The sequence below is a fragment of the Bacillus sp. FSL K6-0042 genome, from assembly GCF_038006685.1.
GTDB lineage: Bacteria > Bacillota > Bacilli > Bacillales > Bacillaceae_G > Bacillus_A > Bacillus_A pseudomycoides.
Map to the genome: position 1 here is coordinate 2169453 of NZ_JBBOVS010000001.1, position 25670 is coordinate 2195122.

The 25670-nt window shown below is 32.7% G+C and carries 23 protein-coding genes and 7 pseudogenes; 10 read left to right on the top strand and 20 right to left on the bottom strand.

The features are described 5' to 3' along the window. Window positions 1-570: 570 nt before the first annotated feature. Entirely contained in the window at window positions 571-783 is a 213-nt protein-coding gene (locus MHH45_RS11210; protein WP_016113595.1) for a hypothetical protein, read from the bottom strand. 188 nt (window positions 784-971) lie between these two features. On the opposite strand from MHH45_RS11210, the gene MHH45_RS11215 reads away from it, so the two are divergent. Together MHH45_RS11215 and MHH45_RS11220 are read left to right on the top strand one after the other, a co-directional pair. Further along, complete coding sequence (locus MHH45_RS11215; RefSeq protein WP_016113594.1) at window positions 972-1322, top strand: PadR family transcriptional regulator; 351 nt, start codon at window positions 972-974, stop codon at window positions 1320-1322. Further along, window positions 1309-1569: a permease prefix domain 1-containing protein gene (locus MHH45_RS11220; protein WP_016113593.1), complete on the top strand. Its 261-nt coding sequence runs from the start codon at window positions 1309-1311 to the stop codon at window positions 1567-1569. The genes MHH45_RS11215 and MHH45_RS11220 overlap by 14 nt, the downstream gene beginning before the upstream one ends. 164 nt (window positions 1570-1733) lie before the next feature. On the opposite strand, the gene MHH45_RS11225 is transcribed toward MHH45_RS11220, so the two are convergent. From MHH45_RS11225 to MHH45_RS11255, 7 genes are all read right to left on the bottom strand, one after another. Then, a complete protein-coding gene (locus MHH45_RS11225; protein WP_016113592.1) occupies window positions 1734-2117 on the bottom strand; it encodes a hypothetical protein in 384 nt (127 codons plus the stop codon). 188 nt (window positions 2118-2305) lie between these two features. After that, window positions 2306-2878, bottom strand: a complete 573-nt coding sequence (locus MHH45_RS11230) for a histidine phosphatase family protein (protein WP_016113591.1) — start codon at window positions 2876-2878, stop codon at window positions 2306-2308. 404 nt (window positions 2879-3282) lie between these two features. Further along, entirely contained in the window at window positions 3283-4602 is a 1320-nt protein-coding gene (locus MHH45_RS11235) for an amino acid permease (protein ID WP_016113590.1), read from the bottom strand. A gap of 275 nt (window positions 4603-4877) precedes the next feature. Then, on the bottom strand, window positions 4878-5768 hold the full coding sequence (gene sdaAA, locus MHH45_RS11240) for an L-serine ammonia-lyase, iron-sulfur-dependent, subunit alpha (protein WP_016113589.1): 891 nt from the start codon (window positions 5766-5768) through the stop codon (window positions 4878-4880). 22 nt (window positions 5769-5790) lie between these two features. Next, the gene (sdaAB, locus tag MHH45_RS11245) at window positions 5791-6489 is read right to left on the bottom strand and encodes an L-serine ammonia-lyase, iron-sulfur-dependent subunit beta (RefSeq protein ID WP_016131640.1); all 699 of its coding nucleotides are present in this window, start codon (window positions 6487-6489) and stop codon (window positions 5791-5793) included. A gap of 2007 nt (window positions 6490-8496) precedes the next feature. Beyond that, on the bottom strand, window positions 8497-8700 hold the full coding sequence (locus MHH45_RS11250) for a DUF1657 domain-containing protein (RefSeq protein ID WP_016113587.1): 204 nt from the start codon (window positions 8698-8700) through the stop codon (window positions 8497-8499). Between the two features lie 165 nt (window positions 8701-8865). Next, window positions 8866-9348, bottom strand: coding sequence for a hypothetical protein (locus tag MHH45_RS11255; RefSeq protein WP_016113586.1), 483 nt, complete (start codon window positions 9346-9348; stop codon window positions 8866-8868). 216 nt (window positions 9349-9564) lie between these two features. Between MHH45_RS11255 and MHH45_RS11260 the strand changes: the two genes are divergently transcribed. Next, window positions 9565-10329, top strand: coding sequence for a hypothetical protein (locus MHH45_RS11260; RefSeq protein WP_016132961.1), 765 nt, complete (start codon window positions 9565-9567; stop codon window positions 10327-10329). Window positions 10330-10678: 349 nt separating this feature from the next. On the opposite strand, the pseudogene MHH45_RS11265 reads toward MHH45_RS11260, so the two are convergent. After that, window positions 10679-10816, bottom strand: a pseudogene (locus tag MHH45_RS11265) (recombinase family protein); the annotation flags it as partial. A gap of 3 nt (window positions 10817-10819) precedes the next feature. Further along, window positions 10820-10984 (bottom strand): annotated as a pseudogene (locus MHH45_RS11270) (heavy metal-binding domain-containing protein); the annotation flags it as partial. A 230-nt stretch (window positions 10985-11214) separates the two neighbouring features. Between MHH45_RS11270 and MHH45_RS11275 the strand changes: the two are divergent. Continuing rightward, the gene (locus MHH45_RS11275; protein ID WP_016113583.1) at window positions 11215-11352 is read left to right on the top strand and encodes a hypothetical protein; all 138 of its coding nucleotides are present in this window, start codon (window positions 11215-11217) and stop codon (window positions 11350-11352) included. Window positions 11353-11637: 285 nt separating this feature from the next. Here MHH45_RS11275 and MHH45_RS11280 read toward each other — a convergent pair whose 3' ends face one another. The 7 genes and pseudogenes from MHH45_RS11280 to MHH45_RS11310 form a co-directional block, all read right to left on the bottom strand. Continuing rightward, window positions 11638-12525 carry an N-acetylmuramoyl-L-alanine amidase family protein gene (locus MHH45_RS11280; RefSeq protein ID WP_077295699.1) on the bottom strand — a complete coding sequence of 296 codons (888 nt, stop codon included), beginning with the start codon at window positions 12523-12525 and terminating at the stop codon, window positions 11638-11640. Between the two features lie 590 nt (window positions 12526-13115). Continuing rightward, a complete protein-coding gene (locus MHH45_RS11285; protein ID WP_016113581.1) occupies window positions 13116-13907 on the bottom strand; it encodes a phosphotransferase in 792 nt (263 codons plus the stop codon). 468 nt (window positions 13908-14375) lie between these two features. Continuing rightward, window positions 14376-15161: a GNAT family N-acetyltransferase gene (locus MHH45_RS11290; RefSeq protein WP_016113580.1), complete on the bottom strand. Its 786-nt coding sequence runs from the start codon at window positions 15159-15161 to the stop codon at window positions 14376-14378. Window positions 15162-15693: 532 nt separating this feature from the next. After that, window positions 15694-15801 (bottom strand): YjcZ family sporulation protein, encoded by a 108-nt coding sequence (locus MHH45_RS11295; protein ID WP_077295697.1) that lies wholly within the window; start codon window positions 15799-15801, stop codon window positions 15694-15696. A gap of 485 nt (window positions 15802-16286) precedes the next feature. Then, window positions 16287-16394 carry a YjcZ family sporulation protein gene (locus MHH45_RS11300; RefSeq protein WP_000505670.1) on the bottom strand — a complete coding sequence of 36 codons (108 nt, stop codon included), beginning with the start codon at window positions 16392-16394 and terminating at the stop codon, window positions 16287-16289. Window positions 16395-17238: 844 nt separating this feature from the next. Beyond that, window positions 17239-17376: pseudogene (locus MHH45_RS11305) on the bottom strand (DUF3967 domain-containing protein); the annotation flags it as partial. Between the two features lie 169 nt (window positions 17377-17545). Beyond that, window positions 17546-17926, bottom strand: a complete 381-nt coding sequence (locus MHH45_RS11310) for a BA_1872 family lipoprotein (RefSeq protein ID WP_016113579.1) — start codon at window positions 17924-17926, stop codon at window positions 17546-17548. A 587-nt stretch (window positions 17927-18513) separates the two neighbouring features. On the opposite strand from MHH45_RS11310, the pseudogene MHH45_RS11315 reads away from it, so the two are divergent. Next, window positions 18514-18633: pseudogene (locus MHH45_RS11315) on the top strand (IS200/IS605 family element RNA-guided endonuclease TnpB); the annotation flags it as partial. A gap of 119 nt (window positions 18634-18752) precedes the next feature. Here the strand turns inward: MHH45_RS11315 and MHH45_RS11320 are convergent. Next, window positions 18753-20291, bottom strand: coding sequence for a thiol-activated cytolysin family protein (locus MHH45_RS11320; RefSeq protein WP_340862335.1), 1539 nt, complete (start codon window positions 20289-20291; stop codon window positions 18753-18755). A 378-nt stretch (window positions 20292-20669) separates the two neighbouring features. Then, complete coding sequence (locus tag MHH45_RS11325; protein ID WP_016113577.1) at window positions 20670-21578, bottom strand: alpha/beta fold hydrolase; 909 nt, start codon at window positions 21576-21578, stop codon at window positions 20670-20672. 107 nt (window positions 21579-21685) lie between these two features. On the opposite strand from MHH45_RS11325, the pseudogene MHH45_RS11330 reads away from it, so the two are divergent. The 3 pseudogenes from MHH45_RS11330 to MHH45_RS11340 form a co-directional block, all read left to right on the top strand. Continuing rightward, window positions 21686-21862: pseudogene (locus tag MHH45_RS11330) on the top strand (IS1595 family transposase); the annotation flags it as partial. A 376-nt stretch (window positions 21863-22238) separates the two neighbouring features. Then, window positions 22239-22718: pseudogene (locus MHH45_RS11335) on the top strand (transposase); the annotation flags it as partial. A 1-nt stretch (window position 22719) separates the two neighbouring features. Beyond that, window positions 22720-23169: pseudogene (locus tag MHH45_RS11340) on the top strand (tyrosine-type recombinase/integrase); the annotation flags it as partial. Between the two features lie 127 nt (window positions 23170-23296). Here MHH45_RS11340 and MHH45_RS11345 read toward each other — a convergent pair. Continuing rightward, a complete protein-coding gene (locus MHH45_RS11345) occupies window positions 23297-24535 on the bottom strand; it encodes a YcaO-like family protein (protein WP_016113574.1) in 1239 nt (412 codons plus the stop codon). 727 nt (window positions 24536-25262) lie between these two features. On the opposite strand from MHH45_RS11345, the gene MHH45_RS11350 reads away from it, so the two are divergent. Both MHH45_RS11350 and MHH45_RS11355 read left to right on the top strand, forming a co-directional pair. Then, window positions 25263-25385, top strand: coding sequence for a YjcZ family sporulation protein (locus MHH45_RS11350; RefSeq protein ID WP_077295728.1), 123 nt, complete (start codon window positions 25263-25265; stop codon window positions 25383-25385). Between the two features lie 150 nt (window positions 25386-25535). Then, the gene (locus MHH45_RS11355; protein WP_077295726.1) at window positions 25536-25634 is read left to right on the top strand and encodes a YjcZ family sporulation protein; all 99 of its coding nucleotides are present in this window, start codon (window positions 25536-25538) and stop codon (window positions 25632-25634) included. The last annotated feature ends 36 nt before the right edge of the window (window positions 25635-25670 follow it).

Sequence of the window (25670 nt, forward strand, 5' to 3'; positions counted from 1 at the left end):
TGTAGAAACCTAAAAAAGCCCCTTTAGTAAGATCTAAAGGGGCTTTGCTCACACAAATGATCTACATATCAAAGATGAATTGATTTGCAGATCATTTGTATAAATAATTGCTGCAGAATGAACTTACATGAATGCTTTTAAAAGTTCTTGAACGAATGGAAGGGCTCCACCTACAAATTTTAAAACCGCCATTGCGATTGTCATATTATTTCCTCCTCTTTTGTTGGTGCTAAGATGTGATTTATCTTTATACCTCTATTATAGTAAACGCTTACATTTTTATTAATACACTCGTATATGCAATATTACATATACGAATGTATTAGGTTCCCTTTGCATTGTTAATAAGAATAGCTTGAATCATAAGGATGACGTTTTTTATGAATCTTTCAATTCAAATTGAACTACAATTATTTGCTGAAGATTTACATAAACAGCTTACTCCTTTATTTTTAGAAAAGCTTGCTAGAACAACGTATTAGGGGGCACTATATCATTTCGGGAAAATTGTACACACTTTAACTAGAAAGAGGAGCTTGACTATATATCTTAGCTCCTCTTATTGGCAAACTATTTAATTACCAAGGATACAATTCCTAAAATGATACACAGAATTCCGCTCAATAATTGTCCGATTCCAGAAGCTTGTCCAAGAATCAATAAATTAAAAAGATTTTTTCTTGTTTGGGTTTTCCCCACAAAAGCATCATCCGTTTTCATTCTATATATACCCCATAAGATTAATACTACTCCAAAAACGATAAGTCCTAATTTTAAAGCCATTTGTTTGCCTCCATTGATTATATACATATTGAATTTTTCCTACTTATTAATCTCAAATTAATGTTCGGAAGTTCATCTTAGTTTAAATACCTTTCAAAAGTCTTGCGAAAATGTTACAAAAGTCTATCGATATAATATATTGTGTCACTAAGTAATGTATGTTTCAGTAAATGCTGAGGATGAAAGTTTTGGAAATTAATAAAGAAGTTTTGAAAGGTCATATTGATACAATAATCCTTTCTTTATTGCATAACAGAGATATGTATGGTTTCGAATTAGCAAAATTGGTACGCGAAAAAAGTAATGAACAATTCGAGTTAAAGGAAGGAACATTATATCTATCTTTAAAGCGACTTGAAAAGAATAAATGGATTGAATCTTATTGGGGAGATGAACAAGGCCCTGGTGGAAGAAGAAAATATTATAAAATCACTTCAATAGGTAAAGATGGGTTCGAAGAAAAGCGTTTAGAGTGGCAATTTGTAAAGAAAATAATTGATTCGTTTTTAGAAGGAGGAAAAAAACTTGAAGGAAATTGATGTATTTATAGATTCTGTTTATCAAAATGTTGGCGGTAATAAAAAAGAGATACAAGATTTAAAAGCAGAGATGAAAAGCCATTTGATAGAAGCTGTTCACGAATTAAAAGCAAAAGGAAAGACTGAGCAAGAAGCGATTGAAATTGCTATTAACCGATTTGGCGGAGAAAAAGTTATATGGAGGAAATGGAATACTAATAATCGTAACGATTATTTTATTGATTACATGTATTATTTTTGTGTGTAATCCACTTATTTTCTCCAATTGGGGTTCAGCCGCATGGGACTGAACCCCTAATACTTTATTTTAATAATGACTCTTTGCATGAAATAAAACTCAGTTATCAGTCTAAACCATTTTTTAGATCTAACAATAACAAGTATGCATTTTTACCTTTCAGATAGTCTCTTTTATTCTAATTTCTTCATTTCTTTCAGCCGTTCTATATCCTTTTCTGAAGCCTTTTCTATTTTATACAGTTCATAGCTACCCTTTATCTCATTTATCACTACAAATTCACTTTCATTCCGAACATAGCTTTTAGTTTTTCCCTTTTTATAACCAATAACATTATCTAATATAGTTTCCCCACTATCTTTTTTATATAAATTATAGCTAACAGGTGGACGACCAATTACATACTTATTATCAGAAAATCCGACTATATCATCCCTCCCTAATCCTGTCGAAACACTCCAGACAAAAATAATCTGAAATATAGAATAAACAACAATACCGCATAAGAAAAAAAATAGGATTGATTTAAAAAATAACTTTAAAGGTATCCTGCCCAAAAAACATTCCCTCCCATTTCATCTTGGGATAGCAAGAACAAAACGTGAATTTTGTACGCTAAGGAACCGAATTTTTTAGATTATTGAACTCAATCCCCCGTCAGTGCTATAAGAAAAAGAGTTACCGCAGTAACCCTATTATTTATAATACACGTCATTGGGAGAAGCTATGGATGAATAAAGTCAATCTATGAAATTTCCCACAATCTTTTAACCTCCACCAATTCCTGTCCATTGAATTCCATTCTGTATATATCTGGTTTTGATGTCTGTAGTAAAAAATTCAAATCATACTTACTGTCATAATATCCCATCACCAAAGTCATAACAGCTCCATGAGTGCCTAATACTACTTTCTGTCCTCGATAGGTGTTTAATAATTCTTTTAAGACTTTTATAGCACGTTTCTGACAGTCGACATTAGACTCTCCTCCCGTTAAAGCAAAGTCGGGGTCTAAGAATGACTTTTTTATCAAAGGGAATAATTCTTTATCCGACATTCGTTCCTCTTCAGCAATAAAAATTCTCTCTTTTAAGTCTTCAAATACTAAAACTTCTTGTCCTATTTGCTTCGCTAACTGCTGAACAGTTAGAATTGAACGATTGTATGGACTTGAGATAACAACGTCAATTCCCTCACCTTGTAATGCATCTGTTATTCGTTGAACTTCTAATTTTCCTTTTTCAGTTAATCCTCTTGTTCTTTCTTTTCCAGCTTTTGGTGAATCTCCGTGTCTCACCATATATATGAAAGTTTTCATAATTACCTCCAATTTTTTTAGGTTTCTTTATTCCATATATAGCTTATATTAATTAAAAAGAACTTTCCCAATGACCATAACTAGTACTCACTATAAATCCTTCTGCATACGATATCTTAAATACGTTTCTTTACAATCCCTTCTCTATATTAACATATATATCCAATTCGGTCCCCTTAAAAAGAACAGAAAACTGTGAATTTGAAATAGAGTCACGATATTTGTAAGAAAGACGCGAAGTTTTCACTATCCTCAGGTATAAAAAAGGACAAACTCTCCAAGGTGAGAAGTTTGTCCAAAACCATGATATCTTTGGTTTAACAACATAAAATTCAATTCCGCTAGGAATCTTTCGTTCTTTTTTCATATCCCACTATTTTTGCACCAGAACCAACAATAGTGAATTAAAATAATGAATTAATACTTGCTAGGACAGTAAGTATACCTATAACAATGACAAATACATTGCTCGCTTTCCCTTTGTATTTAGCTAGTACTGGTACTTTATGGATCGCATACATTGGTAATAGACATAAGATAGCAGCAACTAATGGACCGCTAAGGGCATCAATGATTCCAAGAATACTTGGATTTGCATAAGCAACATACCAGCATGTTAATACGACAAAAGTAAGGATCATTGTCTTAACTGTTTTTTCTCCCATATCTTTTCCGCGTTTTTTACCGGACTTGATAATCATGTCGCGCATTACCTCATATGCTCCTATATAATGGCCAAGGAAGGATTTTGTTATAGCCATAAAAGCAATGATAGGAGCTGCAATAGTGATTATAGGCGAATTAAGCTCATTAGCAAGATATGATAGGATTGACAAGTTCTCTTTTTTTGCCATTATAAGATCATCTGGAGTCAAACTCAAGGTACTGCTCCAAACAAAGAACATAACAACAGCGAATGTCATGATATAACAAGCTTTTTGTATTTGAGCACATTTGGCATCAGTAGCTTCTATTCCATAGGTAGCTCTCTGTTTCATAACAAATGATGAAATCATAGGCGAATGATTGAACGAGAATACTATGATTGGTAGTATCATCAATATCGTTCCGAAATATCCTGTTCCTGTTGAAGCAGTAGAAGCACTTGAAAAACTAAGCATTGACGTATTCCACTGTGGAATCAAAGATATTGCGATAAAAAGTAGAGAAGCTATGAAAGGATATACTAGCATACTCATTATCTTTACGGTGATATCTTGTCCAAAATTTAGTATAGCTATAAGACCGAGTACTAATACAAGCGATAAAATGGCCCTTGGAGGCTCCTGCATGTGCAATTGATTCACGATAAAACTACTTGCAGTATTTGTAAGTGCAACCGAATACATCAGCACGATCGTATAAATTGAGACGAAATATACTATGTTAAAAATTATACTTGCCTTATTTCCGAAATACTCTCTTATTGTACCTGTAATCCCCTCATCAGCAGATTTGGAAGCGTATATCATTTTAGCAAGCGCCCTATGTGAGTAATACATAACAGGATATGCAAGTATGGTAATTAACAGTAATGATAATAAACCACCTGAACCTGCATTAATAGGTAAAAAGAGTACTCCTGCTCCAATTGCTGTTCCAAAAAGGCTCAATGCCCAGGTAGTATCCTGTTTATGCCACTTTTTAGGGTCTAGATATTTCTCATTTTTTACTGCAGTATTTTCAGCTTGAAATTCTATTTTTTTTGCAGTATTCCCATTCATATAATAATTCCTCCTTGTATCCTATTCTTACGTCTCTTTTTAAGGCTTAGGAATATAGACCATTCTTGAAAAATGAATTGCTTACAAGATGCGCCACATCGTGTGTCCAACCTGATGAATTTGTTAGCGTTTACAAAGCATTTCAATTATATATTAGTATACTTTAATTGTATAGTAGTATATTTTAGTGATAATGACTTTTAATATACAGACACCCTTAGGAGAACAATAGAGAATAGAATTGTTAACTATTTCACAATATTTCCAATAACTGTTTATTTATTTAATTGTTTCTCTCCAAAAATTTTACTTTTAATGGCAATCCCTGTAGGTGTGGCTGCAATTCCGCCTAAACCTGTCTCTCTTAATTCGCGAGGCATCTGTCTTCCAACTCTATACATCGCTTCAATAACTTCGTCAGCATTGATGATATTGTTTACGCCGGCTAATGCGATGTCCGCTGCTGCTAAAGCATTTGCCGTTCCAATGGCGTTTCTCTTTACACAAGGAATTTCTACCAAACCAGCGACCGGATCACAAACTAAACCGAGTAAATTTTGTAATGCGGTTGAGAAAGCTTCAGAAGATTGCTGTGGCGTTCCTCCGGCAGCTTCTACCGCTGCTGCAGCCGCCATTGCTGAGGCACTGCCTACTTCAGCTTGACATCCTCCGTACGCTCCGGAAATACAAGCGTTATTTGCGACTATCGTTCCAAATAACGCTGAAGTGAATAGAAAATGGATCATATCTTCATGACTTAACTGCAACGTATCTTTAATACTAAATAGGACTCCCGGGATCGTCCCACTCGCACCTGCTGTTGGAGTTGCACAAATAGCTCCTAATGAAGCATTTACTTCATTAACACCGATAGCACTTTGAATCCCTAACACCATCAAATCTCCAGAAAGAGTTTTTCCATTTTCTCGATATTTTTTTATTTTAACAGCATCACCTCCGGTTAAACCGGTCGGAGAAAATACTCCGTTGCCCTCGATACTTTTATTTACGGAATTTTCCATAGTCGCTAAGTTTTTTTCCATTTTACTCCAAACTTCTTCATAAGAAGTTTTAGTTTGTTCGATTTCCTGTTCGATTGCTAATTCATAAATTGGCTTTTGCCTTTTATTAGCTGCATCTACAATTTCTTTTATGGTCATATACATATTTTTTCACCCCTTAATGTAACTAAAGAATAATGATATTAGCTATACTGCTTAAACTTCCCAATTCCTTCTGAACATCACCAGGCAATAGCGAATCCAAAGCGAATGCATATAAATATTTTCCATTTTCCTTCAAACTATGAAAGGTGTTAATTTCCAGATCATATTGTTTAAAGATCCTGCGTAAGACAAATTCAAAGTCAGCTCTTTCGGAAATCGCAATAATAACTGGCAATGGCCCCTGCAGATCTAAGCTAAATCCGTCAATTTCAACATGTTTGATTTCAATTAATCCGCCGCCGACCGAAATACCCATCGTTCTAATACTTCGACTTTCATCCTCTAAATATACATCTGCCGTATTTGGATGACCAGCAGGACTATCACCTGCCTTTTCAATAAAGGTAATGTCAATTCCTTTAGATTCTGCTATTTTAATAGCATCTGGCACTTTGCTGTCATCGGCAGCAAATCCTAATATCCCAGCAATAATTGCAAAATCAGTTCCGTGTCCTTTATGGGTTTCAGCAAATGATTCATAATACCTTACCACGACTTTTTTTGGAAGACCTTGAAATAATTTATTGGCAACTGTTCCAATAGCCAAAGCACCTGCAGTATGTGAACTTGAAGGACCGATCATTACCGGCCCAATCACATCAAAACAACTTTTGTATTTAACAACCTTTTTTTCTTTAATAGATACTACATTCATGTTCATATAAGCACCCCCATAATTTATTATTTTTAATTGCAGTTGAATCTAAGTTATTAGAATAACCAATTCAAAATAAGATCTGGCTGATAACGCTTCCATTTTCATATTGAATAAATTCCCCTTCTGATCACACACCTTTCTTAGAGTAATCGTATCAGTATGTCCAATTTTAGAAGATTACTTGCAAGGTCTTTAGAATTTTTGCATCAGAACCAGGTTTGATATTTTCTCCGGGGGTAATAGATTATTTCTCGACGCCCTCATTATAACTTGTATATTTATGAGTTTAATATTTTTTTATTTTTAGAAAGATTGAATAAACAGAATCTTGAATGGATAATAAATTACACTTGGCATGTAGCAATTGTGTCCATTGTTTGAAGCTGTATTAGTTAGTAGAAAAGCAAAAATAACACAGCGTTCCTTTGATTAACACATTGATTATATTGGAAAACCATTATAAAGATACTTATATTTTCCTTTGTTGAAACATCTTATTTTAGACGTGAAAGCTGTTGTAATAAATGATTAATGTAGATGGAAAGGAATAAATTAAGGAAATATAAAATCCTTTTTGGATATTTATTATTTACGTTGCGTTTATATACATTTTTCAGAAAAAAGGAACTTCTTTTTTATAAATCTTGGACATACTGATATTATTACTTTACAAAAAGTGTGTGATTAGTATGGAAAAAGAACAGTTATTTAGGCTCTGGTGCAAAAAAGAGAATAAAATGCATATATCCCTAACAGAATCGTATCTTATGCTATAAAGCCCAGTACCAGAGTTCTTGCAACCAGGGGCAAAGTAGCAATTAAGTGTAGAAAGTTAGTCCTATATGGGGGCACCATACATGCCCATCAACTCAAGAGATTTTAATACCCTCAAACACCAAAAAACGTTATCCTTTCTAAACAAGCTAAATTAGAAAGGATGACGTTTTCTTATGAATCTCTCGATTCAAGATGAACTACTACCATTTGCAGAAGAATTATCACGGAATTTTGGTTTGAAATAAGAAATATTGTAATTTCTATAAAAACACAATTGGCCATGCAACTTATGTTGTATAACCAATTGTGTTTTTTAATAAACAAAGAGAACTTATGAAAGTAAACTAATATTCATTAGTTTACTTTCATACTTATTTTATTAATAACTAATTTAGGAATAATTTTCTCAATATAGATATCATACTCACTTACGGTTTTAATATTCAAAATTTACAGAAATTATAATATAATACAATTATGATCGTTATTACCCTTTTGTTCTCTCCTTATGCTAAAGATAAGATCGAGTCTTCGGTCTTATCTTTTTTTCTGTGAAGAAAGTGAATTATAAAAGTACGTTTTAAGGACATAGTTTTTATGATGGGTTTTGGTGATATTTTTTGATTTAAATTAGAGAAAAAGCACTTGAGATATAAATGTCCCAAAAATAATCGTTTTTGAAGCGATATTATAAAGTTATTATTTAGTTGAGTCACCATAATTGAAAGCTCATTTTCCAATAATAAAAACCCGTTATATCTACGGAAAGTGTATGATATAACGGGTTTTTATCAATTTTCTATTTTCATACTTTTGTAAAACTCATACTCATTAAGGGGTACGGAAACGATTCAGGGAATGAGAGGCCTCTTTGGAAAAATATGTAAAGAGAAAATTCCTATTCTACAAACAGAACAAAGCACTTTATAAAAGTGCTTTGGGAAAAGCAAGATCTATAAGTAAAAAATATTCTATATGATAAGATATCTGGCCCATTTAAATGTGGAAAAAGTCGGTATTTTGGATGTTAATAATAGTTAACAAAAAGAAATTGGGTTTGCTTACTGTTATATAAGATACGAGAAATTTGTTATTTGTTGATTTATTACCTAAAGAAAAAGGAGAAAATTAAATCATCTCTTTTCAGTTAGCCTAAAAAAGTATAAATACTTTCTAGATATATAAATCTAATCATGATACGAACTCTGCCAAAAGTCTGAAGATTACTGCGTTTTATTGATTATACTGAGCCTCCTCTTGTTGAACTTCCTGAACACGTGGTTCTAAAGAATCAATAACTGTCTGCGCTTGCTGAGCTGCATTTTGATACAGTTGTTTTGCCTGCTGATTGTCAGTATCAAGAACAAATCCTTCTAAACATGCTTGAGCACTTTTTAATCCAGAAATAGTTTGTTTAAGCTTAGTAATTACTGTCATAATTAAATTCCTCCTTATAATCATGAATTCACTATTTAGAATAGCTATTTTCTACCCAAAATATGATTTCTAAATTTTGGTTATCTTTATAGAATGAATACATTGACTAAGATATAAACGTACAAGATAGAATCCGAAAATCAGCTTCGCGAATGTGAATATTTACTAGAATTCTATTTTGTGTATGTTAGAATTCAGGATGTTCTTGCATTTTCTAATATTTCGTTTGATTTGCTGATTTTCAAAAAAATAAATCTCTGTACCTGACCAAACAAAAACCCAACACATGATGCTTAAAACTCCTGCAATATAGGCATGATTGCTTGAAAGCTTCAAGTATATCAACCCAACAATAATACCAACCACAAACAAAACAATAGCCTTATTGACATTTCTAGCATATGTATATTCCTCTTCGTTCAAGATGTTAGAAAAAGTGTTAAATGTGGCAGTCTTCAGTAACTTTTCGTCAAAATTATTCTGACCTAAAAAAAATATTTCAACTTCTTTTCTTTTGCCACTGCGTAGCTTTGACAAAAGAAAATCTTCAAGGTCAGAGCTTAGGTGAACATCATCTGAGCTATAATATCTTGAAAACGGAGTATCAGTTTCATCTAAATAGATATTTATACTTAATTCATCTTTCATGTTACCCCTCCTTTAACTCCAATGTACTAGTTGAAAGTCAACCTTTTATCAGTATGGTCAAGATAGCAACAATTCTTACGAAAACAGGGAAAGTCAAAGAAAGACTTTTGTAACAATTACGAAAGAAATTTGAAAGAGGTTTAAATTAAGATAAACTTACCGATATTAATTTAAACATGTTGGTAACAGTATATTTAGAAAGTAAGGAACAAAGTCATGAAAGAAAAGATAAAGAGAAGTATTAAAAAAATTTCCCCTGTAGGAATAGCGATGGGAATCTTATTCAGTTTCAATCCAATTACAAAACATAAAGCGAAAGCAGACGTTGATACAAGAGAAACGATTCTTACAACATTTGGAGATACCTATGATACGTTTCTAAAAGAGCCTTTTGTTATTCTTTTATCAGAACAAAGTGCTAAATATGATTATACAGCTAACAATGAAAACCGTTCTTACAAAGCTCCTACTTTTAACAAAGGAGAATTTGGTATTAGTGTGTATGATTATTATAAGAACCAAAACTTTTCTAAAAAAATTAAAGTTTTCTATGAAGATGGGAAAGTTGAATATAAAACGATAAAACATGGTCAACAACTTCTGATTAAGCAAGCTGGTATAATAGTGGACTTAAATCCCGATGCCTCAGATCTATATGAACATGATACGTATTATATTACACAAAAACAATTAGATGCAGGGAATACTGGTATTGCGCTGACGAATTGGCAAACATATTACTTAAAAAGTGACAATAATGGTCAAATGAATGGTCCTTTAGCTCTAAAATATATTAAACAGGAATTTCCAAATATAAAACCAGGTAGTGCTTCTTTTGACCTAAATAAACTTTTTCATGCACTACCGGGAGAGAAGCGAAAACTCGCAACGATAACTTCGAATCCAGTAAAAGCATCTGGAATTTTTAGTTATACCTCTGATGAGCTTGCTGAGATAAAGAAACATAAAGTGAAACTTTAATCAGTGGGGGTTTTCTTCATCCCCCACTGATTATTAGTTGAACGAATCGGGCTTTTACGGACAGTAACACTCCCACCTAATTTCTTTGCTTTCGCTGAATTTTGAGGTGGGAGTGTTACTGTCCTAAAATAGCGGGATAAACTCGCCGTCGTTACACAATATAAAAATGAAAGTCACATGTGAATGAATTCATTAAGAATTGTTACAAAACATTGTTTTTTGGTAAGCAATTTTATGTTTAACGTACAATTAGGACACATTCCAACCGATTCCCTATACGTTAGAGCATTCGTTTTTATACTGAAAGGGTATATGGACTTAACGATCTATTGGAATAAAAAAAACCAGCTCATAGCTGGTTTTGATTCAGTGTACTTTCATATTCCTTGATTATTTTGTAAAAAGTATTTTTCTTCAGTTCTAACAGTGCCATAAATCGAACTCCGGTTAGTTCTCTATTTTTCCACTTAGGATACGATTCTTCTATATTCTATCTATTTACACACGTACCGCTTACAGCCACCATTAACATTCCATCACGAACGACTTCGTAGTCTACATCAATACCGACAATTGCATTTGCACCTTTTTGCTTCGCAAGAACTTTCATTTCTTCCATTGCAATATCACGCGCTTCTTTCAGTTTACTTTCATAAATGTTACAAAAGTCTTTCAAAGGTCTGATGTATTTGCTGATGAAACTAACAAACAAAAAAGAAAACCCGCATGTTCATTAGATTTATATTTCATCTTTTCAATTAAATATATAAAATATATATATATGTAATATTTCATAAAACATTGGTTGTTTATTTTATTATAATATTCAAGGGAAGTAGCCAAAATGCAACATAATAATTTATCAGACGGAGAGAGAATAATTATATGTATCCAAAATTCATTGACAAAATGGCGTTTTCGAAGGCGCATAAAGAGTTATTAATTAAACTGTATAATAAAGAAATTTCAAGAAGCGAGTATGATCAATTGGTAGATGCTTTTTATCGTCCACAACAAAAGTAAATATGAAGTAAGTGTTTATGGTTTTATGTCTTTTATAGCAACAAAATTCATTTTTATCATTTTTGGGGCAAGCTGTTCTGTTAGGTTGATGGATGTGGGGTACCGCCACACATCCATCAACTTAAGAATATTTACTACCCATTTTTGTTAAAAACGTTATTCTTTCTAGATTAATAAGAAAGGATAACACACAAAAAAAGACACCCTCACAGGTGTCTTTTTTTATTATAGAAATATCTTAAAATAGATATCTAGTGACATATATTCAGTTTAAAAGACCTTTTGTTACATCATAACGCCATTATCTTTAAATGAATACCATTTTCCATCAATGAAATGTTTTCCTACTGCCATAGAACCATCAGATTGTAAATAGTACCAATCTCCATTTTGTTGTACCCAACCTGTTTGCATCATTCCCTTTTCATTCATGTAGTACCATAAATCATTAACTTTTACCCAGTCTTTTGCCATAGAGCCATTTTTGTTAAAGTAATACCAGTTTCCGCCAAAGGAACCTTGAAGTTTCTTCCATCCTGTCTGCATAGTTCCATCTTCATTAAAGTAATATGTTTGTCCGTCAATATTTTTCATATACTTAGCCATTACGCCATCTTCATTATAATAATACCATGTTCCTGAATAAGGTCCGCCACCTTTAATTACTTGCCAACCTATCTGCATTGTTCCATCTTCATTGAAGTAATATGTTTGTCCCTTGATAGTTTTTTGACCTTTCGCCATGACACCATCTTCTTCAAAATAATACCAAGAGCCATTGATTACTTTCCAATATTTAGCCATAGTTCCATCTTTGTTAAAATACCATGTTCCTGAATAAGGTCCATCTTTAAATTCTAACCAATCTGTATGCATTGTTCCATCTTCATTGAAGTAATATGTTTGTCCCTTGATAGTTTTTTGACCTTTCGCCATGACACCATCTTCTTCAAAATAATACCAAGAGCCATTAATGTCTTTCCAAGATTTAGCCATAGTTCCATCTTCATTATAGTAATACCAGTTTCCTTTATCTTGAACCCAACCACTCTTTTCTTGAACTTGTTCAATTGTATCCGTATTATTTTGAGAAACTACATTTTCTTCTGCATGAGATACTGCAGGAACGATAAACATTGTAGACATTAAAATTGGTAAAATAATTTCCTTCATTTTCCATACCACCCAAATAATGAATAATTTTAGTTTTTATTTCCACAAACAGAATTATATTATGATATTTAAATGTAATCAATAGTTTTTGTAATAAAAATGTAATATTTTTTATCAAACAGAAACAAAGATTATTTTAATGTAATTTTTATTACCTTTTTGTTATGATTTTATACCATAAATTTTCAAATCATTTATTTCTTTGAGAGATTAAAAGTACATGGAAAGCTAGCATTCTGGAAGGAAGGCGAAATCAGAAATGAGAGTTTATACATTAATAGATTAGAATTAAATCTTTTCGAGCAGATAAAGAGAAAATGAAGATGTTAAGTATAACAGAATCGAATATTATCAGTTTCAAGATACACTTTATATTGCAAACTACAAGAAAAAACATACTAAAACGTGTTTGGTGAAATTTCACAGCTCCCCCAAAACGAAATTTTCGTTTTGGGGAACAACCAATTTCTTAACTTGATGGAAAAAAGACAGGTTGTTTTTAAAGGTTAATTTGCATAGTAAATAACACGCAAAAAAGCTCAAAGTCTCTATATGACTATGAGCTTTACTTTTGTATAAGACTTATTTCATTAAATCCACTCTTTTCCATGTTCACGAATGAACTTAATATCGTTTTGATAATGTTCAAGGTGTCCTTCATCTATCATTTTTTGAAAATTTATATCGCCTTCTTTGGCTTTTCTTTTCATGTATTTACATAATCCTTCTAATCGTAGCAATACCATCTCCAAATAATCTTCTTCCATACCCTCACCGTAGGATTCAAAAAACAATTTAACTCTTTGTCTTATACGGTCGGCATGCTGTAATAAATTATAATAAACTGCCTCACCTGTTTCAGTATGATAAACTCTACTTAAGGGGACACAAGTGTAAAGAGTATAGGCTATGTCCCAAAGTCTTGGACCAGGACCAGCAACATCAAAATCAATAATACCTACTGGTTTTTCGTGATTAAAAATAATGTTGTATATTGCAAAATCATTGTGGCATACAACCTCTATTTTATTTGGAGTATTATCCATTGGTTTCCAATCATCTGATAATGGAAAGTCACTCACAGCATCATGGTAAAGACGGAGCATCTTCGCTATTTCTTTTAAAACATCATTAGACCAAATATATTCTTTTAAAGGATAATTACCAGCTTCTCCTTCAATAAATGATAATATCTCTCTATCTTTTTCATCAATACCTAAAAACTTTGGTGCATAACTAAACCCTTTGTTTTCCAAATGATTTAATAGCTTATGAATTTTGTTACTGTCTGGCTTTAATTCTCGTCGAACAGTACCTTCCGAACGATATACATTTGAGACATTCCCTCCCGTTAGCATTTCTTCGTTTTCGTAGTTTGACATCTGATAATTCCCCTCCATTATTAGAAAACTAGACACTCTTAAAACAAATGCCCATTGTTCAACAATCCTGCTCGTTAACGGAACAGGAACCACTTTGCTTGTCTTTATATTTTAACATAAATTTCCTATTCCTTTTTTCACCACCTCGAATAGCAACTTTAATCGCATCAAAAATAACGAAATGACAATGGTTATGGTCATCCTGATAATTGATGTGCTATTGCACTTGTTAATTCAACAGTGAAAACCGGATAAACCTTTACATATCAACAAAAAAATCGAGTATAAAACCTTTGTGATTTTATACTCGATTTAACCTGCCATTTATAGGGTTTCTTCATGTTATCTGAACTACTTAAAATTAATAGGACTCTTTTTTAGTTTTGAAAGTAAACTTTAGTATAGAAGTTTACTTTCATTACACTTGTTAACTAAATATTTTTCTTTAGCAAAATAAATTGATTTTTTCTATCCCTCGTGAATTTCTTTAATACTTTTTCCTTCTAAAAACGCATGTCCCGTTTTAATTTTTTCTACTGTTTCAAATCCATACTTTTCATACACTTTTTCTACTGTTTCGTTAATTGGGATCACCCAAAGATTATCTAGTCCTCTATTCATTACTTCACTTTGAATAAAGTGAATAAGTTCACCTATTAACCCTTTACCTCTAAACTTTTCAATTGTAGCTACACTTTCCATTCGGGCTTGTTTTTCATGTTCAAAAATACAAGCGATGGAACATGCTACTCCATTGTATCTAAGTAGATAGTGAGTGAATGCTGGATGTTGGAATTCATCTTGAAAAGCTTTTTTTCTAACTTCGCCTCCTAACTCTTTTATACTACATTCAATATCTAAAGCTTCTTCAAAATTTAATTCAGATACCTTTTCAATAGTAACCTTTTCATTTTTATCTTTTTTAGTTAATTTCTTATTCCATAATTGGACTGGACTTATTAATTCTTCAAATCCAAAATTCTTTATTTGTAATTCAGAAATCAGTTTTTCTTGCATATCTAAGTTGTATATATAAAATCTAGGTACTATATTTTTAGTCTTATAGAAATGGACTACTTCATCTACTATCATTTGTGGATTTAAACTTACTACACTTACATGTGCATGATTTGCATCATAATAATATGGGTTACTTTCATTACAAAATATAGAACCCCATGATTTCTCTATTCGGCTAGTAAAGGTTTCAAGATATGCAAAATCAAGCTCAAGAACATTTTTTAAACTAGTCATACGATATTCCCTCTTCTCTATTTATTTCTTCAATATCTCCTGTACTTTATTATACATTTAAATATTTTAATTTTCAGTTTTTTGGTTAAAATATATTTCATACCCTTCAAAAAAATATTTTCAATAAAAATGAAAGTAAACTTTTTTGTTATTAGTTTACTTTCAATATCCCTAAATCATTGACTTTAAACCGAATCCTCTAATATCTTCAAAATACCCAACAAAGGTATACATTCAAAATACTATAAATAAAGAGTTTAGGACATCCATAAACAAAAAAGAAAAAACTAGATCTATACTAAGGATACCTCCAGCATTTCAGAAAAAAACCACGCTAAGCAAATTCAGATAAGAAAAGAGCCGAGTTTTACCCTGTTAAGAGTAAATCGAAAAAGAAGATTGATGGTTCTTTTTGCTATGATAATGAACCTATGATTGATGAATTGATTTAACTAAACATAGTCCCTGCACAATGTGTGGGGATTTTTTCATAAAAAAGACACTCATAAGAGTGTCTTTTCTCATTGTTTTTTTAGCAGAAGCAAGCAGCTCCAACTATGATTAATAATATAAAGAGCACAACGAGTAAGGCGAATCCTCCAGCAAAGCCGCCACTGCCACAACTACCACCAAAGCCCATAATAGTTCCTCCTTTACCTAGGAGGGGAAAACATTGGGTCATTCATGTGTTTTAACGGTTTACATTACCTTATGTTTTTAAAGGATATATGAGCAGGTCCTTTAAAAAAAAGACACCCAAAGGTGCCTTTCTCCGGCTTGAACCACTCTACTTTTAATAATATAAATTGAATTCCCATTCGCTTGCCATTTTACCATATTTATCTATATTCGTTATTGAGAAAAAATAAAAAGCTCCTTAAATCAGATCTTCTATGCTAAGTTCCCTAAATTATTATTTTTTTATACATAATCATCATTCCATGGGGTACCGTTCATATTTTACTAGAGGGAATATATGATTTTCCTGTTTTGCTCATGGGTAAGATATGTATTACTATGAGGGTGTTCACCTGAAAGTGTTATTTTACACTTGGCCCTGCACAATGTGTGGGGATTTTTTCATAAAGAAAAGACACTCTTATGAGTGTCTTTTCTCATTGTTTTTTAGCAGAAGCAAGCAGCTCCAACTATAATTAATAATATAAAGAGTACAACGAGTAAAGCAAATCCTCCAGCAAAGCCACAACCTCCACAACTACCACCAAAGCCCATAATAAATAGTTCCTCCTTTAAGTAAGAGGGAAAAACATAGGAGTTCACATGTAACGGATTCGGTTTATTTTATGTTGTTACGATCTAATTGAGCAGGTCCTTTCTTTAAGAAAAAAAAAAGACACCCTCAGGTGCCTTACTCCAACTTGAACCACTTTACTTTTAATAACATTTTTTCTTCATAAATGTATCTTACAAGGTTTATTTTACTATATTTATATATATTATTTATCGATAAAATAAAAAACACTCTTTCGAGGGCCTTAATTAGGGGTACAGACCGCAAATCGGAAAAAACCACGCTAAGCAAGTTTCAACATGAAAATAAGTGAGGTTAACATAACCCCACTTACCGGTAGCAAACCAGAAAAAAACGGAATCTACATAATGTTACTTGCAACTTTACTGCACTTTTATTAGTACAATCTTCTCCTCCCCCTTGAGTGGTCATACCAATTACACCTTTATTAAAACATTAAATTTTTTATGCGTAAATAGTAGAATTTTGTCGATTATATTCAACAATTTAGTTATAGCGTATTAATGTAAGTGAAAATATTATACTTCTAAAATTATTGTTTAATATCATTCAAGTAATTATAATGGTTACACCTTGATATATCTGGTTAAAAAATAACTATTTTAATCTACAAAAAAACATTAAATACAATTTAAATATTTTTAACATAATTTAATCACCCTCCGTATACCGATTCCCTTTATTTGGATATGGAAAATTGCATATTCAAGTAAAGACGTAAATACGATTTGCTCTTATAAATAACTAGCTATAGAGAAAGAAAAATTATTGTTGAGAGTGATGTATGGTGACCCCTATATCTAATCACATATGATCAACATAAAAAAGAAAGTGATACCATTTCTTTTCATTACTTGCTGCAACTATCTGTTTTACCTCTTGAAGTTCACGCATAACAGTCATAACAGCTTTATCACGATCAGTAACCTGTTGTTTTTCTATAAGTATAAGTAGGAGAAATTGATAAAGTCTTGCCGTGGCCAACGGATTTACCGTCTAGATACAGAGTGCTGAAAAAAAGTGAAGTAAACGTAAAATTGATGAGCATGTGTTGTGCCAGAACCAACTGGAAATGGAAACGGCAAGCGGGTACACTCCGCTTGCCGATTTTTCATAGCTTCGTATGTATTTGAATTCCTTTCGCTTTCTCTTCTTCACCCTTCACGCGTACAATTAAATCATATGATCCGGATTTTGGCGCTTCAAAAGAAAGCAAACCTTCTTTTTGAGAAGTGACTTCTTCTTCATAAATGACCTTATCGTCTTTTGTGACTTGCAATAAAATCGTACCTTCTTCAACGGCTGCCTCATAAGGTATTTCCACATTTCCTTTTTCAGCTTTAATCGTTTGCACATCGTGATACCCTTGCAGGGAGCCAATTTTTAAAGTCGTTTCGCCATTTTTTTGAACCTTTGTGACTTTTGTTGCTGTATTGCATGCGCTTAACAATACAACAAGAGTGAGAATGAGAAATGAACGTAGCAATTTCATAGAGATTCCCCTTTCTTTTTTATCATTATAAAATTTTACCATTGCGGTAACTATTTTATCATTTTTTGATAAGCCAACATACTCATCAAAATTAAAAATTGTTATTTACTGATAACCTGTATGACATCCGCATCCTTTCAGCCTAATAAACTCCCGTAAATTTACTTGAACTACATTTCTTTTTATAAATTTTAATACAGATTCTCTTGAACGTTCGATTTCATTTTTATTTTCATTATAGAACTTTGACACATACGTTATAACAGTCATATTTGTATCATTAACTGTCCGGGGTAACACGCACATTTTAATGTTTTTACACTCTAAGGTATTCTCAAACCTCAATAACATAATTTGAATTGAGATTTTGATTTAAAGATGAGTTTTGAGACAATATTTAAGCTATTTTCAGCACTTTTTACATTGAAGCACCTTTGTTTTAAATACCTACGTTTTTGAGATTGGTGATATCGATTAGAGTAGTAAAATCAACGTTTTTTCATGTCGAAATTTGCTTAGCGTATATTTTAGTTGAAATGTGGGCGCAACCCCATCGCCATCAACCTAACGAAATTAAATCCCCCCATAACGAAAATATTGCGATTGAAGGCAACAAAATGAAATTACCTAAACTTGCCCTTGTTCGCTTTGCCAAAAGTCGTGAAGTAGAAGGGCGTATTTTAAATGCAACGATTCGGCGCAACCCGAGGTTAGTTTAAAAGTCGGTGAACAGTTTGACTTGGAACAGGCCAATATAAAAGTAAAGCGCCGATATACTTGTGACCAAGTAAAAAAGCGCCCTGTAAACAGGGCGCTTCACTTTTACCTAATGACTAATATTAGCACTTGGATATAATGTTGTTCCTCCAATTGAAACTTTCATTTCATTTGTTAATGGAACATTTTGTTCATTAATAATTGTTCTCCACCATTCCCATGCAAGACCTGTACATTCTCTTGCTACGACTTTTACATTTTTTGAATTCGGCGGAAGTGGTATGACTGTATTGAAATGAGCAGTTCTGTCTCTGCCGTTTCCTTCCCAAGTTTTATGGGTTAGTACTTCTTTACCATTTTTATCATATGAGAATTCATCCCAAGATACATCAAATTGAGCAACATATCCACCAGTATGATCAAGCGTCATTTTAGCACTAGAATATTCTGTAGTTGTAGTCTCAATATAATCTGTATTGTTATGAACAGCAGCAGTTGCGTTATCTTTTAAGAAAGTGCTTGTATATGAAATTGGGTATGCTGGATTTTTAGAACTTAATTCTGCATTATCTTTAATGATATTTCGGATTTCATTAAAATCTTTTGTAACAACCTTGTTATGCTCTTTTGCATCTCCGCCTAATACTACAGCGGTAAAGGTACTGTCTTCAAAAATGTCTTTGTACTGTCCACTCGCTTCAACGCCTTGACCCTTAATTAAGGCTTTAAAAGCAGTTTGTACATCTTTGCTCTTAGAACTTGTTTCTAATTTCACGTAAATTGTTCTACCATAAGCTACATTAGACACCATAACAGGCGGAGCCACATTGCTTACCCCTTTACGAGTTAACTCGTCAAAAGTAACACTATTATCAAAAAGATCTGATGGATTGTTTGGTAGTTCTGCACTTACGGTATAAAAGATTTGCTTATATGCCGCAACCATTACTTTTTTCTCTCCATTTGCAACAGCATTAAAGTCGATATTCAGTGAATTGTCAAGGTATTTAGCGTTAACATTAAGAGCACTTGCTATTTGAGATTTACTATACACCATAGATTCTGTATACTGCATTCTTGCAGGTAACGTATGTGTTTTTGAATACTTTTCATTCCAAGTAGATACTAATTCATCTACTGCTCCAGACACATTACCATATGTAGGATTTTGGACAGTAATTGTATTGTCTTTTCTCATGCCAGGTAAGTCTATACTAATATTCAAAGGTTTTCTCTTAGCCACTAATAAACTAGGTTGATTATCCGCAAAAGATTTATTTGCAAGTTGTACTGCTCCTGGATAAGTACGATTAGCCACAGAATCAATAATCGAAATATCCACTGGTGAAGTTGTAAGTGATTTTTTCTCACGTTCAACTACTACAAATTTACCATTTGAATTTATACTGTCTTTCGGAACAAAACTCTCTACTTTATCACCATTTACTGCTAAAATATCTCTACTATCATACTTTAAATTTGCTATGCCAGTATTAATGCCACTAGCATTTTTTGTTGTATCAGCTGAATTACCTGTTTGTGTTTCCGCGAAGGAAATAGATGAATAATTAATAGTGCATAAACTAACTAATAAACATGTAAGGAATTTTATTCCTTTATTATTTTTCGTAATTTTCAAGAAAATCAACTTCTTCCTTTTTTTCGTATTAAGGTATGATAATTTTTTGTAAATAATTGCCAAATAGTGAACTTACATAAATGCTTTTAAAAGTTCTTGAACGAATGGAAGTGCTCCACCTACAAATTTTAAAATTGTCATTGCGATTGTCATATTATTTCCTCCTCTTTTGTTGTTGCTAAGATGTGATTTATCTTTATACTCTTATTATAGTAAGCGCTTACATTTTTATCAATACATTCTTATATGCAATATTACATATAAGAATGTAGCAAGCTCCCTTTGCATTGTTAATAAGAGTAGCATTAATCATATTTTTTATACCGATTATGAAAAATGAAAGTGATAATGTAAAGTTGTTATTACAACATATTTTCCACTTTCAACTTAGTTTTCATTAGAATGTTTTTCTACAAAATCAAGGATCCTAGCATTAACTTCGTTAGAGAACTCACCATTGATTGCGTGAGATGCATTTTTCCAGTTAACTATATCGATACCTTTAACATATTTTTTCCCAGTTTCAACTGCTTTTACTGAATTGTGCATTGTACTTTTTTCGGCCATTAATGCAAGCACTGGAACATTGATATTTTTTAAGTCTTCTTTACTAAATAGATCAGGCGCTGGCGTTTTAAGTTTATAGTTACGCATACCCGACTCGATTAATTTAGCAATAGGCTCATCGTCATTTGTTTCTGCTCCTCCAGAAACATAGCTTAACATCTTTTCTCTTATAAACTTAGGTACAATAGGGACGGAAGCTGGAATAGATGCTAGAATCATCTTTACGGGCATTTGCGCAAATACAAAGACTGGGTCCAATAAACTAGCCGAAGCAATATGCTCTGGATTATATCTGGCCAAATTCATTGTTGTCCAACCACCAACTGAGACACCCACGATATGCACTTTTTCTAAACCTAATCCTTCAATCACTTCATTTAACCATTCTGCTTGTTGTTTTTGGTTTTCAATCACCTTCGTTTGCACACTCATTCCAGGTTCACCAAGTAAATCTATCATGTAAACAGGCCTTTCCTCCCTTAGCCCTTCTAAATTGGGTGCCCACATTGGAGTAGATGCACCACGTCCAGGGAGTAAGAGTATTGGTTCCTTATGTTTATTTTCCTCTTTAGTAAAGTAATAAGCACGAACTGTGCCATATTTAGTTTTTATATCTTTCGTATCGTTAGGCTTTGGAAGAAGTGCCATTGATTCATCGTAAGCAATTTGAAAGTCTTCCTTTCCTTTTTCAGATGTAAAGTGACCAATCTTATTATCATCTCTCTTCATTTTAATTCCTCCTTTCGACAAAAATATTGATGAGTTTTATCAATATAATCATGGCAATAATCCATTAAAAATTTATCTTATTCTGGCCAAAACTCACTTTGGTTTAACAATTTAGAAACGGTAATATGATTGCTCGAAAAGCAGGAACAGGGCGTGTCAAAGCCGAAGAAATTGACACTGTGATAGGTGAATATATTCACCCATCTGCTTTGTTATGCACAGATACAGCCACTAACTACAAGAAATTCGCAAAACTTAAAGGATTACTACACGAGACTGTAAATGAACGACAAAAACAACAGCCTTTTAGAAAACAACCTTTAGAAAAAAGAAACAACCTCTACTATAATTGACGTTGTATGAGCTTAGCTTGATAGCGATGGGGTAGCGTCACACATCCATCAACTTAAGAAATTCTCTGTTCCCCAAAACGAAAAAAATAAGATGAACCCTTATAAGGGCATGCCCATCAACCTAAGATAAGTATACTTACCCAAAACAAGTAAAAAGAAAAATTTATGCAGCTAGGATCTTAATAACATCTTTCATACTGAAAGATGTTCAGGCTGTGGAGAAAGTCTTCTCCACAGCCTATTTTTGTGTCTGAGCCTCTTTTTATCTGTCAACACTGATAAAAAAGAGGAAAAGGAGAGATTTCTGATGATGGATGCATTAAAAAATCATCGCGATGAACGCGTATCAGTTTCTGTAGAAGAGTTAGTTCCACACGATCATTTTCTTCGTGCAATTGAAGCCACTATTAATTTTGATTTTATTGAGGAGAAGTTACGTCCCTATTACTGTGAAAACAATGGTCGTCCCTCTATTCATCCTATCGTTTTATTTAAAATGATGTTTATTGGTTATTTTTACGGTATTCGATCGGAACGTCAATTAGAAAAAGAAATTAAAACAAATATTGCGTACCGCTGGTTTTTAGGGTTTTCTTTATCAGATTCCGTTCCAGATCACTCCACAATTAGCTGGAATCGTCGCACTCGTTTTTTTCATACAAACATTTTTGAAGAAATCTTCGATGAAATCGTACGTCAAGCGATGGAACATCGTATGGTGGGAGGACGTGCATTAATGACAGATTCCACTCACGTAAAGGCGAACGCAAATAAAAATAAATTTGTGCACCAGAACCGGATTACGTGTAAGTGATTTACTTAAAATGGAAACGACTGAGGTTTTAAAACTGAAGCGAAAAAAACGGAAAGAATTTAAAGTTAAAGAAGGAAAAACAAAAAAGGAGCGTATCATAAATATTACATCTATTTTTGAGGAAGTATTTCCATACGCTGAAGATCTAAAAAGTACCTGGTTATTTCCTTCTCGAAAAGGTGATAAACCCATTAGTAAAATTCAAGCCTATCGACAATTACAAAAAGCCGGAAATTTTGCCAAAGTAGAATCTATTGGTACTCATACTATGCGTAAAACATTTGGATATTGGTTTTACAAGAAAACAAAGGATATTGCTATGCTACAAGAAATACTAAATCATAGCACACTACAAATTACATTGAGATATATCGGAATTAATAAGGAAGAAAAAGATAATGTACTTGATATATTCCGCATCTAATTTAAATTAGATGCTTTTTTATTTTGTTGAAAATATATGAGGTACTGTCAACAAACGTTAAAATGTTGATGGTACCTCATATAGGGCGGATTAGCATTTTTCTTAGTCCCCTTTATAGGGTGTTTTTTTATAAACTGGACTTTAATTTAAGACTCTTTTTCATACCTCTTTCGGACGGGAACACCAATTGACCATTTGTAATCAATAAAAAACGCTCCATTTGTGGAATTAGTACATGTATGATTTTTATACCATTGGAAAACTCTTTGACTGGAGAATAATAGATAGAAAAATGTTGTTGGTGTAATCGTTCTTGCAGTTCTTCGATGTAAAGTATTAAATTACGTTCTGAAAATCTCGGTAAATCCTCAAACGAAACATAAGTGGCTGGAAATTGATTAAATACGGAACACATATTCATTTCTGCACAAGCATAGTGACGAGGATACGGCTGTAAATGATTCAAAAAATGCTCTCGATGTGCTAGCTCATCACCAATATTTGCAGAAGCGATATGATTCACCTGAATCAGTTCTGTAATACTTCGCAAGATAGCATATTCAGGGTATAAAGATGTACCGAGCCCAAATATACCAGTATGCTTTTTATTTTTTGTAACAGCTAATATAGTTGGAATTGCAACTTCCGTTGTAATATCCAATAGTATAATTTCCTCTTGTAATTCCTCTTCTGCGTGTACAATCGTTTCTTTTAGGGATGGTGGAAGCGTATTTGGATGAATTATCTTTAATGTATGATCTGGCATATCATAATAGAAATGCTGAAGTAGGAATAAAGAAAAGGCATCCCTTTCAATGACTTCATTCGTTGCATGAATAATTGCTTCATGTAAAGTGGAACCAATGGCTGTGCCACTATTAGAACTGTATCGTTGTACTTTCTGATACTGATAAGTATCCGTTTCAATTGGATGTTGCATATAATGTGGATTAGCAATAAAAAATGGATACCATACATGTTCTTGTGTATCATTCAAAGCATAGTATTTTTTACAAAGTAATTGTTGATCTGGTTCTTCTACTATCAATTGCATAACACGCTCTCCGTCAAATATTGGGTTCTTCGCAATATGATGAGAAGAGAAAAAATCACACTCTTTCATTGATATGTTCTCCAGAGTATAATGCTCTAAGGCCTCAAACAATGCGCCTAATTCATTGTACTTCCCTTTTCCTACGCCGAATGATTCAATCTGTTGATTTAAATTAAATAATTCCACGTATGTGGTTTGTATTTTATCTCCAAAAGCTTTTTTTTTCACTGAAAAATTTAATTCTTTGAACGTATCCATAATACGTTGATGCGCAATTTCTTCTAAGGTTTCTCTTTCCCAAGAATATAGCATTCTAATAACCCCCAGTTAAATATAAAGTAAATGAATACAAACTTTCATGGATTTATGTATAGATAAAGAGGACATCATAAGATTGTCCTCTTTATCTTCTTTATTTTTTTTCTTGTAGTTTCTGTAATTCTTTTGTTTCAGACACTGTTAATTTAGGTTCATGCTTTTCACTTGTTACTATAATCCAACGTCCCATAATGAACTCCTCCTTCATTATATAATCATGTGGTACATCCAAATTATAGAGGGGAAATATTGGAAAAACAACCTATTATTATGAAAATTCAAATTTCTCAACAAATTCTATTTCTATAATTACACTTTTGAGTGTAATTATAATTTTTATGTATTTAGTGATAAGGAGAACTCTCAATATGTCCATATAAGTATACCTTTATAAACGATAATGCATTTTCCTTATTTTTGAATGAGTATTAGCAAGTGAATTTTTAGTATAAGGTAGTGAAGTAGGTATCAGCACTCGAAGGGGTTCTTTTATTTTCTCAATAACCGATATAGATAAATATGGTAAAATGGTAAGTGGATGGGAGTCCAATACATATTATTAAGATTAAGATGGTTCAAGTCGGAGAAAGGCACCTTAGGGTGTCTTTTCTTTTTTCAAAAGGACCTGCTCATATATCCTCTAAAAACATAAGGTAATGTAAACCGTTAAAACACATGAATGACTCAATGTTTTCCCCTCCTATTGAAAGGAGGAACTATTATGGGCTTTGGTGGTAGTTGTGGTGGCTTTGGCGGCGGATTCGCTTTACTAATTGTACTGTTCATCCTGCTAATTATCATTGGTTGCAGCTGTTGGGGCGGAGGATTCGGCGGAGGTTGCTAAAAACAATTAGAAAAGGCACTCATATGGGTGTCTTTTCTTTATTTCTTAAAGGACCTGCTCATATATCCTCTAAAAACATAAGGTAATGTAAACCGTTAGAACACATGAATGACTCAATGTTTTCCCCTCCTATTGAAAGGAGGAACTATTATGGGCTTTGGTGGTAGTTGTGGCTTTGGCGGCGGATTCGCCCTAATCATTGTGCTCTTTATATTATTAATCATAGTTGGAGCTGCTTGCTTCTGCTAAAAAACAATCAGAAAAGACACTCTTATAAGTGTCTTT

Coding starts and splice junctions, on each gene's coding strand:
- MHH45_RS11325 (WP_016113577.1), bottom strand. CDS start 21,578: ATGAAGAGAGATGATAATAAGATTGGTCACTTTACATCTGAAAAAGGA.
- MHH45_RS11300 (WP_000505670.1), bottom strand. CDS start 16,394: ATGGGCTTTGGTGGTAGTTGTGGAGGTTGTGGCTTTGCTGGAGGATTT.
- MHH45_RS11290 (WP_016113580.1), bottom strand. CDS start 15,161: ATGACTAGTTTAAAAAATGTTCTTGAGCTTGATTTTGCATATCTTGAA.
- MHH45_RS11250 (WP_016113587.1), bottom strand. CDS start 8,700: ATGACAGTAATTACTAAGCTTAAACAAACTATTTCTGGATTAAAAAGT.
- MHH45_RS11350 (WP_077295728.1), top strand. CDS start 25,263: ATGGGCTTTGGTGGTAGTTGTGGTGGCTTTGGCGGCGGATTCGCTTTA.
- MHH45_RS11230 (WP_016113591.1), bottom strand. CDS start 2,878: ATGAAAACTTTCATATATATGGTGAGACACGGAGATTCACCAAAAGCT.
- MHH45_RS11345 (WP_016113574.1), bottom strand. CDS start 24,535: ATGCTATATTCTTGGGAAAGAGAAACCTTAGAAGAAATTGCGCATCAA.
- MHH45_RS11260 (WP_016132961.1), top strand. CDS start 9,565: ATGAAAGAAAAGATAAAGAGAAGTATTAAAAAAATTTCCCCTGTAGGA.
- MHH45_RS11355 (WP_077295726.1), top strand. CDS start 25,536: ATGGGCTTTGGTGGTAGTTGTGGCTTTGGCGGCGGATTCGCCCTAATC.
- MHH45_RS11285 (WP_016113581.1), bottom strand. CDS start 13,907: ATGTCAAACTACGAAAACGAAGAAATGCTAACGGGAGGGAATGTCTCA.
- MHH45_RS11210 (WP_016113595.1), bottom strand. CDS start 783: ATGGCTTTAAAATTAGGACTTATCGTTTTTGGAGTAGTATTAATCTTA.
- sdaAA (WP_016113589.1), bottom strand. CDS start 5,768: ATGTATATGACCATAAAAGAAATTGTAGATGCAGCTAATAAAAGGCAA.
- MHH45_RS11280 (WP_077295699.1), bottom strand. CDS start 12,525: ATGAAGGAAATTATTTTACCAATTTTAATGTCTACAATGTTTATCGTT.
- MHH45_RS11235 (WP_016113590.1), bottom strand. CDS start 4,602: ATGAATGGGAATACTGCAAAAAAAATAGAATTTCAAGCTGAAAATACT.
- MHH45_RS11255 (WP_016113586.1), bottom strand. CDS start 9,348: ATGAAAGATGAATTAAGTATAAATATCTATTTAGATGAAACTGATACT.
- MHH45_RS11295 (WP_077295697.1), bottom strand. CDS start 15,801: ATGGGCTTTGGTGGTAGTTGTGGCAGTGGCGGCTTTGCTGGAGGATTC.
- MHH45_RS11310 (WP_016113579.1), bottom strand. CDS start 17,926: ATGAAATTGCTACGTTCATTTCTCATTCTCACTCTTGTTGTATTGTTA.
- sdaAB (WP_016131640.1), bottom strand. CDS start 6,489: ATGAACATGAATGTAGTATCTATTAAAGAAAAAAAGGTTGTTAAATAC.
- MHH45_RS11275 (WP_016113583.1), top strand. CDS start 11,215: ATGTATCCAAAATTCATTGACAAAATGGCGTTTTCGAAGGCGCATAAA.